This window comes from Pedococcus sp. P1_H8 (genome assembly GCF_056405175.1).
Map to the genome: position 1 here is coordinate 151,801 of NZ_JBFUCP010000003.1, position 11,937 is coordinate 163,737.

Genomic DNA, 11,937 nt, shown 5'->3' on the forward strand with positions numbered 1-11,937 from the left:
CTCGGCCCGAAGCCGGTCCAGCACGCGGCGCCTGGCCGCGGTGTGGAGCCACCCCGCCGGGTTGTCGGGTGCCCCGTCCCGCCTCCAGCGCCGGGTCGCGGTCTCGACCGCGTCGGCGAGCGCGTCCTCGACGAGGTCCAGCCGCCGGAACCGCGCGAGCAGCAGGGACGTGAGCCGTCCCCACTCCTCCCGCACGACGGTGGCCAACACCTCGGCCGGGTCGGAGCTCACCGGCTCTCGTAGCCCTCCACGCCGACCACGGACCGGATCTCGATGGTGTAAGCCCGAGGCAGGAGCCTGGCCGCCGCGATGGCCGCGTCGAGATCGGGCAGCTCCACGTCGTAGTAGCCACCGATCTGTTCGGTGAGCTCCACGAACGGCCCGTCCGTCACGACGTCCGAGGTGCCGTCGCGCCGCACCGTCGTGGCCAGGTCGGCGTCGCTGAGGGCCGCGCTGGAGAGCCGGCGCCCGTGCTGCTCGACGTACGCCTCAAAGGCGTGGTGCGCGTCGAAGTACTCCTGACGCACGGCCTCGTCGGTCCCGTCCCAGTGGCCCGGTTCGTAGGCGATGAGGACGACGTACCTCACGGTGCCCGGTCTTCGGGCTTGACCACCCGCCGCACCTCGATGCTGTCGCCGAGGGCCGCGATGATCTGACAGCACTCCAACAGGTCGTCGAGGTCGTCGGTCTCGACCTGGTAGAAGCCTCCGACCTGTTCGGTGATCTCGGCGAACGGCCCCTCGGTCACCGCTCCGCCCCCACCGGGAATCCGTCGGGCCTCACTGCTGGCATGCAGCTCTGCACCGCCGGTGATCTTGTGGCCGCGCTGGGTGAGCTCGGCCCCGAACCGGGTGTACTCGGCATACCCGGCCTCGCGCCGCTCAGGGCTCATGGTGGTCCACCACCGGTCGGCATCACCGACGATCAGGACGACGTACTCGGTCATGACGACCTCCTCACATGCCCTCGACGAGCTGTCGGATCTCGATCGCGTCGTGGAACGGGGTCGCGAGCAGTCGTCCGCAGACCTTGCCAAGATCCATCGGGTCGGAGGTCTCGACCACGTAGTAGCCACCCACCTGCTCGGCGCTCTCGGCGTACGGGCCGTCGGTGACGGTGACCTCGTCCACGTCAGCGCCCCGGACGACGCGGGTCTGGCTGGACGGCATCAGCTGGGCGCCGCCGGTCATCTTGTGTCCGCGCTCGGCCAGCAGCTGGACGAACTCTCCGTGGGCTGCCGTGAGGTCGGTGCGCTCCTGCTCCGACGCGGTCCCGTAACGGGCCTCGTCGGCCGGCAGCAGGACGATGTACTGGGTCATGGCTGTTCCTCTCATCGGTGGGTACTTCCACCCTGATGACGGGCGAGCGGGGTGCTATTCGACAGCCTGCCCGAAAATGTTCCGGCGCACCCAGGCATGCATCGCGATGGCGGCCGCGGCACCCGCGTTGATGGAGCGCGTCGACCCGAACTGCTCGATGTGCAGCACCACCTCACAGGCCTGACGCATCTGCGGCGAGAGGCCCGGCCCCTCCTGCCCGAAGACGAGCACGCACTCGCGCGGCAGGTCGTAGGTCTCCAGGGGCAGTGAGCCCGGGAGGTTGTCGATCCCGATTAGCGGTATGCCGCGTGGCCGGCCGTCCGCGCCGGTCCCCGGGCCCGCCGTCGCGGCCCAGGTGACGAGGTCCTCGACCGTCGGGTGGTGGTGCTCGTGCTGGTAGCGGTCGGTCACCATCGCACCACGGCGGTTCCACCGTCGCTTGCCGATGATGTGGAACGCCTTGGCGTTAAACGCGTTCGCAGTTCTGATGACCGACCCGATGTTGAAGTCGTGACCCCAGTTCTCGACGGCCACATGGAAGTCGTGGCGGCGGGCGTCCAGGTCGGCCACGATCGCGTCGTGCCGCCAGTAGCGGTAGCCGTCCACGACGTTGCGGCGGTCACCGTCGCGCAGCAGGTCGGCATCCCAGTGGTCGCCGGCCGGCCGCTCGCCCACCCAGGGCCCGACGCCGACCTCGTCGCTCGGGCTCGCCTCGTCGCTCACGCCCGCAACCATAGGCACTCGTCATCGACTCTGAAGGATGCTGCGGGCCAGGACCGTCACGATCCTTCAGAGTCGCGCCGACGGTGGGGCGAGGGTGGAGGGCGACCTCACAGGGTCCTCTCAGGTGAGGATTCGGGCGCGCGTGGGCACGCGGCATACCCTTGAGTCCATGCACTCACTCAGCACCAACTGGATGGACCCCCAGTGGCTCCTCGACCACTTCGGCTCCCAGTTCTTCTGGGTGAGCGTGGCGATCGTCTTCATCGAGTGCGGGCTGCTCTTCCCGATCCTGCCCGGCGACTCGCTGCTCTTTGCCATCGGGCTGTTCATCAGCACCGGCGACTTCTCCATGAACCTCGTGGTCGCCCTGGTGGTCCTGAGCATCGCGGCGTTCGCGGGCAACGTCGTCGGCTACGAGATCGGCCGTGCCGTGGGCAGGCCGCTCTATGAGCGCGACGGACGCATCCTCAAGAAGAAGTATTTCGACGACAGTCACGCCTTCTTCGAGAAGCACGGCGCCAAGGCCCTGGTCATCGGCCGGTTCGTGCCGATCGTGCGCACCTTCATCACCGTCGTCGCCGGGGTGAGCCGGATGGACCGTCGGCACTTCTTCGTGTGGAGCGGTGTCGGCGCCGTCCTGTGGGTCTGGGTCGTGACGCTGCTCGGCTACTTCCTGGGCAACTCCTTCCCCGCGCTCAAGGACCACCTCGAGCTGGCGATCCTGGTGATCGTGGCCGTGTCGGTGATCCCCATGGTCGTCGAGGTGATCCGGGCCCGTCGTGGCCAGACCGCCGCGGAGGAGATCGTCGACGAGACCGGCGAGGCCATCGACGACCTGCGCGACGACCGCGTCTGACCCCAGGCCTTCCGGAGCTGTCCTACTCGGGACTGTTGGGGGTGTCCCGCCCCAGTCGGAACCTCGTGGTCACGCCCTCGTACATCAGGTGGGCGACCAGACCCTCCTGGGCGTGCGGCAGGTTGTGGCAGTGGTCGAGCCAGATGCCGGGGTTGTCGGCGACGAAGGCCACGTCCATGGTCTGACCGCTGTTGACCTCGAGCGAGTCGGTCCACCAGGGACTGCCCGTGGCCTTCACCCCGTCCCGCGCGAGCACGACGACGTGGTGCCCGTGCAGGTGCATCGGATGCGTCTCGCCCGAGTGGTTGTCGATGTGCACCAGCACGACGTCGCCTTCGGACACCATGAACATCGGGACTGCGGGGAACATCTGGCCGTTGATCGTCCACTGCACCCCGGGACGTCCGTTGAGGAAGCCCGGGCGCCGACCCATCTCGTAGTCGAACCGCCGATCCGGACTCGCCGGGTCGAAGGGCAGCGCTGCGGGCGAGCCGTAGGTCAGCAGGTCGACGACGGGCCGTGGCGCGCGGGTGGCGGTCCCCGAGCGACCGGCCGGCCCCAGCACGAGCGCAGCTCCTCCCATCTCCACCCGCACCGCGTCTCCGGACGTGGGCACTCTGACCCGCAGGTCAGCCCGCCCTCCCGCCGGCACCAGCACCTTCCGGCCCTCGACGGCCGTCGGCTGGTTCACGTCCGTGCCGTCAACCGCCACCAGCTCGAACGCCGCCCCACTCACCCATACCGGCATGATTCCGTTGTCGGTGTTGATGATCCGCACCCTGGCACTCGCCCCGGGCGCAACCTCGACCGGCACATCGCCGGCCTTGCCCTGGACAGCCCGCTTGCCGGCATACAGGTGCGCGAGCCCGACCACGTCGACATCGCCACCGAGGCCACCCCGAGGGGTGATCACGACCGCGCCGAGCAGTCCCTTGACCACCTGCTCGTGCGAGACCTGGTGCGAGTGGTACCAGAAGCTGCCCACCTGGTCGGCGCGGAACCGGTACACGTGCCGGCCGCCGATCGGCACCGCGTCCTGGGTGACCCCAGCAACGCCGTCCTCGGCGTTGGGCACGTCGATCCCGTGCCAGTGCAGGGTCGTGCCGCCCGGGACCGACTCGTTGACGAGGGTCACCTGCACCAGGTCACCTTCCCGCGCCCGGATCGTGGGCCCCGGCGTCGTGCCGTTGACGGTGTATGCCGTGAGCGTGGGTCCGCCGGCGATGGTCACCTTCTGGCGGCGCGCCGTCAGGGTGACCGCGACGTCGGGGGTCCCCTCGTCGGCTTCCACGAGGGTGGTGACGTCGCGGCCTCCGGTGGCGCCCGGCACGTGCGCGTGCAGCTCGGCCACGCCACCGAGGTCGACCGGCCCCATCCCCATCACCGAGTAGGACGACGGCACGAGGCTGGCGGCCCACATCCAGGCGAGCGGGACCAGGACCGCGAGCGTCGCCGCGAGCGCGACGACCAGGCGAACCCGGCCCCGCCGGCGAGCAGGCCCCTCAGACGGCAACGCGATCAGCGGACTCGCGCGCTCCGGTCCTCGCCGGAGCCGCCCGCTTCACCCTGATGCCGGTCCAGGCCGCCGTCGAGAACAGGGCCAACGCATTGATCCCGTGCAGGGCGCCCAGGGCCGCGATGCTGTGACCCATCAGCCCCAGCGTGACCTGCAGCAGGACGAGCACCAGCACCGCGAAGGCGAACAGGATGCCGCGCGGCACCTTCGCGAAGAACGACGAGATGACCAGCAGCAGCGCCAGCGCGGGGATGACCATCATCCCGTTCATCCCGTGCAGGACCAGGGCCTGGAACTCCGGGAAGGGTGCCTCGCCGGTGTCGAAGGCCGTCTCGAACGTCGCCTTGTCGACCACGCCACCCTCGTTCTCGATCCACAGCCCCAACCCCGCGTCGCCGTAGACGACGAACATCGCCTGGATGGCCACCTCGATCGCCACGAGGAACGCCATCACCCGGTAGACAGTGCGCATTACGAAACCCCTTCCCGTCGCGGCGGGGCGCGTGCGGATGCGCCTCGTGCCGATCACCCATGGTCGCGGGCTCGCGGGCACGCCGACAGGGACACTGGTACTACCGCAGGTGCATCGGACGAACCGGGGCGTACCGGGATCAAACAGCCCGCGAGACACCCGCGGCGCGCCTCAGAGCTGGATCCCCAGAGCTGGATCCTCAGAGCTCGATCAGCCCGGCCCGGTATGCCGCGGTGACGGCTGCCGTGCGATCGGTCACCCCGAGCTTCTCGAAGGCCCGCAGCAGGTGCGTCTTCACGGTCGCCTCCCCGATGTGCAGCTCGCGCCCGACCTCCGCGTTGGACAGCCCCTTGGCGACGCAGCGCACCACCTCGGTCTCGCGGTCGGTCAGCGTCGGCGTCGCGGGCGCACGCATCCGGCTGGCCAGCCGGGCTACGACGGGAGGCGCCAGCACGGTCTCGCCGCGCGCCGCGCGTCGGATGGCGTCGGCCAGGGTCTCGCGGGGCGCGTCCTTGAGCAGGTAGCCGTTGGCGCCCGCTTCCACCGCCCGCACGATGTCGGCATCGGTGTCATAGGTCGTGAGCACCAGGACCGCCGGAGCAGGCTCGGTCGCCCGCATCCTGGCCGTGGCGTCGGCGCCGTCCATGACCGGCATGCGCAGGTCCATGAGCACCACGTCGGGCCTCAGCCGGCCCGCCAGCACCACCGCCTCGGCTCCGTCGGCGGCCTCGCCGACGACCTCGAAGTCGGCGTGCTCGGACAGCATCGCCACCAGGCCCATACGGACCACGGGATGGTCGTCGACGACCAGGAGCCGCAACGGCATCGAGCCACCTTGACCCCCAGTCTTCGGGGCACGTCCGCTCTCGGTCATGGCAGCTCCTTCCTCGGTCATCGCGGGACCTCCACCCTCAGTCGCGACCCGGCGCCGGGCGCGCTGTCCACGTCGAACCGGCCGCCGACCTCGGAAGCGCGAGCGGTCGCTCCGTCGAGCCCGTAGCCCCGGGCTTCCGCACCGGGGTCGAAGCCGATGCCGTCGTCGGTGACCACGAGCGCGACGGGGCCGTCCGCGGCATACGACAGGGCCACCTCGAAGGCGGACGCGCCCGAGTGACGCCGCACGTTGGACAGGCCCTCCTGGGCGGTCCGCAGCAGCACCACCTCGGAGTTGGCCGACAGCACGACCGGCTCTCCGTCCACGCGAAGCAACCCGGTCATGCCGCTCTCCGCCGAGACCGCGTCGACGAGCCGCTGCAGGGCCTCGGAGAGCGTGCGCGACTGGAGGTGTCCGGGCGTCAGCTCGGCGACGATGAGCCGGGCTTCGGAGAGGTTGTCGGCGGCCGTCTGCTCGATCAGCCGCAGTCGTTCGCGGACGGCGGCGAGGTCGCCGCGGTCCAGCGCCAGCTCGGTGGCGCGGGCCAGCGTCACGACCGAGGTGAAGCCCTGCGCGAGGGTGTCGTGGATCTCGCGCGAGATGCGCTCCCGCTCGCCGGCGACGCCCTGCGCGCGCTCTGCCGCGGCGAGCTCGGCCTGGGTGCGGTGCAGCTCGTCGATGATTCGGGCCCGATTGTCGGCCTCGCGGATGATCCGGTCGATGAACAGCCCCAGCGTGAGGGACAGCACGAGCATGATGACGGTGCTGATCGCGATGCCGACGAACTCGTCGCCGGTGCGGGGCGCCTGCCACAGGCGGACGAGCCCGATCCCGACGACCGCCAGGACCACCGTCACGGCCGCCTTGTTGCGGGTCAGGATGGCCCAGGTCTGGGGGAACAGCCCGAACGTGAGGATCCACGCGGTGCCCGTGCCGTCGAGCGACATCAGGACGATCATCAGCCCCCAGGCGAGCCCCATGTAGACCAGGCCGGCCACGGGATCACGCTCACTCATCCCGCGTCGTCCCCACACGGCATACGCAGCAGCGATGGCGACGACGATCGCGAGCCGCCACGCGAGGTGCTCCTGGTCCTCCGCGACCATCACCACGACGGTGGTGACGACAAGCGCGGCGAACAGTCCGTGCCACCAGCGCTGCTGGCCACGCCACATCTCGTCGAGGCCATCGGCGGACGAGCCTGGCTCGGGGCGACAGTCGGACGGCTGCGCCGCCCCCACGTCAGCGCCACCCCTGTCCCCGTGCGAGGTCATCTCGGTGCCCACCTGACCATCATGTCGTGCCGCGCTTGGTCCAGCGGAAGGTGCGGGCGCAGACGATGAGTCCGGCCACGAGCCACGCGGCGAGGACGAGGGCGGTGCGACCGTGCTCCCACGCGCCGGCCATCTCCCGGGTCTGCCAGTCGCCGGGGAAGAAGACGGACCGCATGCCCTGCGCGATCCACTTCAGCGGGAACACCGACGCCACCTGCTTGAGCCACTCGGGCAGGTCGGTGAAGGCGAAGTAGACACCCGAGATGAACTGCAGGATGAGAGTAGGGGCGATGACGATGGCGCCGACGGAGCGCGACGAGGAAGCCAAGGAGGAGAAGGCGATCCCGAGCACCGTGCCCGAGGCGACGCCCAGCAGGAACACCCAGATGAAGGTCGCCCAGCGAGCCGCCTCGCCCGGCAGCTGCACGCCGAACCCGACCTTGGCCACCGCGATCAGCAACGCGAACTGCGCGAGGCTGGTGATGGCGACCAGGCCGATCTTGCCGAGGAAGTACGCGACCGGCGGCATCGGGGTGGAGCGCAGCCGCTTGAGGGTGCCGTCGTCCCGCTCCACCGCGACGGACAGGGCCATCGTCTGGAAGCTGGTCAGCATCACGCCCGCCGCGACCATCCCGGGGAGGAAGAACCGCGCCGCGTTGACGCCGGCGGTGTTCCCCTCGCCGAATTCCTCACTGAAGATCACCGAGAACATGCTGAGCATCATGATCGGGAAGACGAAGGAGAAGAACACCGCCTCCTTCTCACGGAAGTACATCTTCAGCTCGAGGATCGTGCGGTCCCCACCGATGGCAAGGGTGTTCACAGCACGACCTCCAGCTCGGGCGCAGCGGCGCCGACGGCATCGAGGTGCGGTGCGATCAGCGACAGGTAGGTGTCCTCCAGGGACGGTCGGGTCACCGTCAGCCCGGGCACCTCGCCACCGACGCGGGCGGCCAGCGAGGCGACGAACTGCGTTGGCCTGCTTGTTTTTTCGGTATGCCGCGTGCCCGCGTCGTCCTCCCACGTCACCGTGGCTTCGGACGAGGCCCGGCCGCCGAGGTTGGCCGGGGTGTCGAGGGCGAGCATCCGGCCGGCGGCGATGACGCCCACGCGGTCAGCCAGCTGCTCGGCCTCGTCGAGGTAGTGGGTCGTCAGCAGGATCGTCGTCCCGCCGTCGGCGAGTGACCCGATCAGCTCCCAGAAGTCGCGTCGAGCCTGGGGGTCGAAGCCGGTGGTGGGTTCGTCGAGGAACAGCAGCTCGGGGGTGCCGACGATGCCCAGACCGACGTCGAGCCGGCGACGCTGGCCGCCACTGAGCTTGCCGACCCGGTCGTCCGCCTTGTCGACGAGCCCGACCGCGGCCAGGACCTCGTCGACGTCGCGCGGGGTGCGATAGACCTTGGCCGTGCTGGCGAGGGCCTCACGGGGGGTGATGAGGTCCAGCCCGGTGGACGACTGCAGCACGACACCGAGGCGGTTGCGCCAGGCAAGGCCGGCCGTCTGGGGGTCCTCGCCGAGGACGCTGACGGTGCCACCGTCCCGCTTGCGGAAGCCCTCGAGGATCTCGACGGTCGTCGTCTTGCCCGCGCCGTTCGGCCCGAGCAGCGCGAACACCTCGCCCCGCTCGATCTGCAGGTCGATGCCGTCCACGGCCTCGCGAGCTCCGTAGGTCTTGCGCAGGCCGGTGACGCGGATGGGTGCCTCTGGTGCTGACATGGCTACAGCCTGTCGTGCCCACCGGGGCCTGCGTCAGCCCCACCCGGTTGATTCCCCGTCAACCGACCGGTGGACCCCCGCGCCCACGCCGAGATCCCAGCTCTCTGGGTTCCCGCAGGTGCGGAAGGCCGAGAGCTGGGATCTCGGGCGTTCAGGGCTGGGTGGGCGGGGTGTCCTGCGTGGGCGCGGCGGGCGGCGGCGAGGCCTGTGCGCCCGCTGGCGTGCCCCCGGCATACCCGCTGGGCGGGGGGATGGTGGCGTCGCGCTGGCCGAAGTCGACCTTCACGGGGTCGCGCTCCTCGCCCTCGACCTCGAAGTACTCGGCGCGACCGATGTTGAACAGGCCGGCGACGATGTTGGAGGGAACGGTCTCGACCTTGGTGTTGAGCTCACGCACGTTGGCGTTGTAGTAGCGCCGGGCCGCGGCGATGCGGTCCTCGGTGGAGGTCAGCTCCTGCTGCAGCGCCAGGAAGTTCTGGTTGGCCTTGAGGTCGGGGTAGGCCTCGGCCACGGCGATGAGCCGACCGAGGGCCTGGCTCAGCATGCCCTCGCTCTGGGCCTGCTGCGCGGGGCTCTGTCCACCGGCCATCGCGGCGGACCGGGCCTTCATGACGTCCTCGAGCGTGCCGCGCTCGTGGGCGGCATAGCCCTTGACGGTCTCCACGAGGTTGCCGATGAGGTCGTGCCGGCGCTTGAGCTCGACGTCGATCTGGCGCCACGCCTCCTGCACGAGGTTGCGCAGCTTGATCAGCCCGTTGTAGACACCGACCGCCCACAGCACGAGCAGCACGAGCACGACCGCGATGATGATCCAGACCCACATGAGCAATCCCCTTGTCTTGGCGGCGTCGTCCTGTGCGGCGTCTCGCCTACAGCGGTGCAGCTTCTGAAGTGCAGCCTAGGCCAGACCGAGTTCGTCGAGGCCGTAGACGAAGCGGTACTCGAGCCCGGCGTCCGCGAACCTCTGGCCGGCGCCCGTCGCGCGGTCGGCGATCGTCGCGATCGCCACGACCTCCGCCCCGGCCTCGCGGGCGGCGTCCACGGCGTCGATCGGTGAGTTGCCGGTGGTCGTCGTGTCCTCCACGATGACGACGCGGCGGCCCTCGATCGAGGGCCCCTCGATGCGCTGCTGCAGCCCGTGGGCCTTGCCCGACTTGCGCACCACGAACGCGTCCTTGCGGTCACCGGCGGCAGCGCTGGCGTGCAGGATCGAGGTGGCGACCGGGTCGGCTCCGAGCGTCAGCCCGCCGACCGCGTCGAACTCGAGGTCCTTGACGAGGTCGCGCATGACGATCCCGACCAGCGGTGCGGCCTCGCCGTCCAGGGTGATGCGGCGCAGGTCGACGTAGTAGTCGGCCTCCTTGCCGGACGACAGCGTCACCCGGCCGTGGACGATGGCCTTGTCCTTGACGATCTCGAGCAGGCGGGCGCGGGCGGCGGCAGTGTCGGTCACGGTTCGCCAGCCTACCGAGGCCAAAGCTGAGGTATGCCGCGTGGCTGGCTCACGTGGCTGGCTCACGCGGCATACCGAGATCCCAGCTCTCGGCGTTCCAAGGGTGCCGGAAGCCCGAAAGCTGGGCTTTCGGGGGTTCGGGTCATTCGGCGGGACGGTGGACGCCGCGGGCGCGTCGGCGCACCAGCGAGCGGGGCACGACGCGCAGGGCTGCGACGATCGCCTTGTACTGCGCCGACGGCACCGACACGACGCGACCCTTGGCGACGTCGTCGAGGCAGTCGCGCACCAGCCGGTCGGACTCGAGCCACATGAAGTCGGGGATGCTCGACATGTCGACCTGGGCCCGCTGGTGGAACTCGGTGTGCGTGAAACCGGGGCAGAGGGCGGTCGCCGTCACGCCGCTGCCGCGCAGCTCCGCGGCCAGACCCTCGGTGAAGACGGTGACGTAGGACTTGTTGGCCGAGTAGGTGCCTGCGGTGATGAAGGAGGCGACCGACGAGACGTTGATGACGGCGCCGTGGCCGCGGCTGCGCATCGCGTTGCCCGCCGCGTGCGACAGGACGAGGACCGCGCGGCACAGGACGTCGAAGTTGGCCTCCTCCTGCGTGATGTCGTGGCGCAGGAACGAGCCCTTGAGCGAGTAGCCCGCGTTGTTGACCAGCAGGTCGACGGGGCGGGCGAGGTCGGCCAGGCGCTCGGCGACCTTGCCGGTCTCGGCCCGGTCGGACAGGTCGGCGACGAGGATCTCGGTGCCGACGGAGTACTTCGCCCGCAGCTCGTCGGAGACGTTCTCCAGCCGCGCGCGGTCGCGGGCCACGAGCACGACGTCGTGTCCCCGCTCCGCGAGGACGTGGGCGAAGGACAGGCCGATGCCGGCGGTGGCGCCGGTGACGAGGGCAGTGCTCATGTCTGCCACTCTAGGCGGGTCCGCATAGGGTTGCCTGCGTGCGCATCGCCACCTGGAACGTCAACTCGATCCGCTCCCGCATCGACCGTGTCGAGGCCTGGCTGGAGCGCAGCGACGTCGACGTGCTCGCCATCCAGGAGACCAAGGCGACCGACGCCCAGTTCCCGTTCGACCCGCTGAAGGCCCTCGGCTACGAGGTGGCCCACCACGGACTGAACCACTGGAACGGCGTCGCCATCGTGTCCCGGGTCGGGATCGAGGACGTCACCCCGTCCTTCCCGCACGCCCCCGCGTGGGGCGATCCGCCCGTGGTCGAGGCGCGCGCCCTCACGGCCACCTGTGGGGGCGTCAAGGTCACCTCGGTCTACGTCCCCAACGGGCGCCACCTCGAGGACCCCCACATGGTCTACAAGCTCGACTGGCTGGCCCGGCTGCGCGACCAGGCCAGGACGTCGGTCGAGGCCGGCGAGACCGCAGCGCTCATGGGCGACTGGAACATCGCGCCGCACGACGAGGACGTCTGGTCGATGGAGTACTACCTCGACAAGAGCCACGTCTCCCCCGGTGAGCGGGCGGCCTTCCAGGCGGTGCTCGACGCCGGGTTCGTCGACGTCGTGCGACCGCACACCCCCGAGCCCGGCACCTTCACCTACTGGGACTACAAGATGCTGAGCTTCCAGAAACGACGCGGCATGCGGATCGACTTCATCCTCGGGACCCCGGCGTTCGCGGCCCGGGTGGCCGGCGCGGTGATCGACCGCGAGGAACGCAAGGGCAAGGGCGCGTCGGACCATGCTCCCGTCGTCGTGCAGCTGGACGACTGA

15 protein-coding genes are annotated in these 11,937 nt (G+C 70.1%); 2 read left to right on the forward strand and 13 right to left on the reverse strand.

What is annotated here, in order from left to right:
• Positions 1-227: 227 nt before the first annotated feature.
• From AC1DYG_RS04205 to AC1DYG_RS04220, 4 genes are read right to left on the reverse strand one after another with little or no spacing between them, the layout of a single operon-like run.
• Positions 228-587 carry a YciI family protein gene (locus tag AC1DYG_RS04205; protein WP_477638634.1) on the reverse strand — a complete coding sequence of 120 codons (360 nt, stop codon included), beginning with the start codon at positions 585-587 and terminating at the stop codon, positions 228-230.
• A complete protein-coding gene (locus AC1DYG_RS04210) occupies positions 584-946 on the reverse strand; it encodes a YciI family protein (protein WP_477638635.1) in 363 nt (120 codons plus the stop codon). Before AC1DYG_RS04210 ends, AC1DYG_RS04205 begins: the two co-directional genes overlap by 4 nt.
• Positions 947-956: 10 nt before the next feature.
• Positions 957-1,319, reverse strand: coding sequence for a YciI family protein (locus tag AC1DYG_RS04215; protein ID WP_477638636.1), 363 nt, complete (start codon positions 1,317-1,319; stop codon positions 957-959).
• Between the two features lie 54 nt (positions 1,320-1,373).
• Positions 1,374-2,042 carry a TrmH family RNA methyltransferase gene (locus AC1DYG_RS04220; RefSeq protein ID WP_477638637.1) on the reverse strand — a complete coding sequence of 223 codons (669 nt, stop codon included), beginning with the start codon at positions 2,040-2,042 and terminating at the stop codon, positions 1,374-1,376.
• A gap of 169 nt (positions 2,043-2,211) precedes the next feature.
• On the opposite strand from AC1DYG_RS04220, the gene AC1DYG_RS04225 reads away from it, so the two are divergent.
• Positions 2,212-2,898, forward strand: coding sequence for a DedA family protein (locus tag AC1DYG_RS04225; protein ID WP_477638638.1), 687 nt, complete (start codon positions 2,212-2,214; stop codon positions 2,896-2,898).
• Between the two features lie 22 nt (positions 2,899-2,920).
• On the opposite strand, the gene AC1DYG_RS04230 is transcribed toward AC1DYG_RS04225, so the two are convergent.
• The 9 genes from AC1DYG_RS04230 to AC1DYG_RS04270 form a co-directional block, all read right to left on the reverse strand.
• Positions 2,921-4,411, reverse strand: a complete 1,491-nt coding sequence (locus tag AC1DYG_RS04230) for a multicopper oxidase family protein (RefSeq protein ID WP_477638639.1) — start codon at positions 4,409-4,411, stop codon at positions 2,921-2,923.
• Positions 4,401-4,886 (reverse strand): hypothetical protein, encoded by a 486-nt coding sequence (locus AC1DYG_RS04235; protein WP_477638640.1) that lies wholly within the window; start codon positions 4,884-4,886, stop codon positions 4,401-4,403. The genes AC1DYG_RS04230 and AC1DYG_RS04235 overlap by 11 nt, the downstream gene beginning before the upstream one ends.
• A gap of 199 nt (positions 4,887-5,085) precedes the next feature.
• Positions 5,086-5,760 (reverse strand): response regulator, encoded by a 675-nt coding sequence (locus AC1DYG_RS04240; RefSeq protein WP_477638641.1) that lies wholly within the window; start codon positions 5,758-5,760, stop codon positions 5,086-5,088.
• A 17-nt stretch (positions 5,761-5,777) separates the two neighbouring features.
• The gene (locus AC1DYG_RS04245; RefSeq protein WP_477638642.1) at positions 5,778-7,046 is read right to left on the reverse strand and encodes a sensor histidine kinase; all 1,269 of its coding nucleotides are present in this window, start codon (positions 7,044-7,046) and stop codon (positions 5,778-5,780) included.
• 7 nt (positions 7,047-7,053) lie between these two features.
• A complete protein-coding gene (locus AC1DYG_RS04250) occupies positions 7,054-7,857 on the reverse strand; it encodes an ABC transporter permease (RefSeq protein WP_477638643.1) in 804 nt (267 codons plus the stop codon).
• Positions 7,854-8,750 carry an ABC transporter ATP-binding protein gene (locus AC1DYG_RS04255; RefSeq protein ID WP_477638644.1) on the reverse strand — a complete coding sequence of 299 codons (897 nt, stop codon included), beginning with the start codon at positions 8,748-8,750 and terminating at the stop codon, positions 7,854-7,856. Before AC1DYG_RS04255 ends, AC1DYG_RS04250 begins: the two co-directional genes overlap by 4 nt.
• 151 nt (positions 8,751-8,901) lie before the next feature.
• Positions 8,902-9,573, reverse strand: a complete 672-nt coding sequence (locus AC1DYG_RS04260) for a LemA family protein (RefSeq protein ID WP_477638645.1) — start codon at positions 9,571-9,573, stop codon at positions 8,902-8,904.
• 75 nt (positions 9,574-9,648) lie between these two features.
• Positions 9,649-10,203, reverse strand: coding sequence for an orotate phosphoribosyltransferase (gene pyrE, locus AC1DYG_RS04265; protein WP_477638646.1), 555 nt, complete (start codon positions 10,201-10,203; stop codon positions 9,649-9,651).
• Positions 10,204-10,345: 142 nt separating this feature from the next.
• Complete coding sequence (locus AC1DYG_RS04270; RefSeq protein ID WP_477638647.1) at positions 10,346-11,113, reverse strand: SDR family NAD(P)-dependent oxidoreductase; 768 nt, start codon at positions 11,111-11,113, stop codon at positions 10,346-10,348.
• A gap of 38 nt (positions 11,114-11,151) precedes the next feature.
• On the opposite strand from AC1DYG_RS04270, the gene AC1DYG_RS04275 reads away from it, so the two are divergent.
• A complete protein-coding gene (locus AC1DYG_RS04275; RefSeq protein ID WP_477638648.1) occupies positions 11,152-11,937 on the forward strand; it encodes an exodeoxyribonuclease III in 786 nt (261 codons plus the stop codon).

What these genes read in the sequence shown, in the direction of transcription:
- AC1DYG_RS04260 (WP_477638645.1), bottom strand. Translation starts at nt 9,573, where the DNA reads ATGTGGGTCTGGATCATCATCGCGGTCGTGCTCGTGCTGCTCGTGCTG.
- AC1DYG_RS04255 (WP_477638644.1), bottom strand. Translation starts at nt 8,750, where the DNA reads ATGTCAGCACCAGAGGCACCCATCCGCGTCACCGGCCTGCGCAAGACC.
- AC1DYG_RS04270 (WP_477638647.1), bottom strand. Translation starts at nt 11,113, where the DNA reads ATGAGCACTGCCCTCGTCACCGGCGCCACCGCCGGCATCGGCCTGTCC.
- AC1DYG_RS04235 (WP_477638640.1), bottom strand. Translation starts at nt 4,886, where the DNA reads ATGCGCACTGTCTACCGGGTGATGGCGTTCCTCGTGGCGATCGAGGTG.
- AC1DYG_RS04215 (WP_477638636.1), bottom strand. Translation starts at nt 1,319, where the DNA reads ATGACCCAGTACATCGTCCTGCTGCCGGCCGACGAGGCCCGTTACGGG.
- AC1DYG_RS04240 (WP_477638641.1), bottom strand. Translation starts at nt 5,760, where the DNA reads ATGACCGAGAGCGGACGTGCCCCGAAGACTGGGGGTCAAGGTGGCTCG.
- AC1DYG_RS04225 (WP_477638638.1), top strand. Translation starts at nt 2,212, where the DNA reads ATGCACTCACTCAGCACCAACTGGATGGACCCCCAGTGGCTCCTCGAC.
- AC1DYG_RS04210 (WP_477638635.1), bottom strand. Translation starts at nt 946, where the DNA reads ATGACCGAGTACGTCGTCCTGATCGTCGGTGATGCCGACCGGTGGTGG.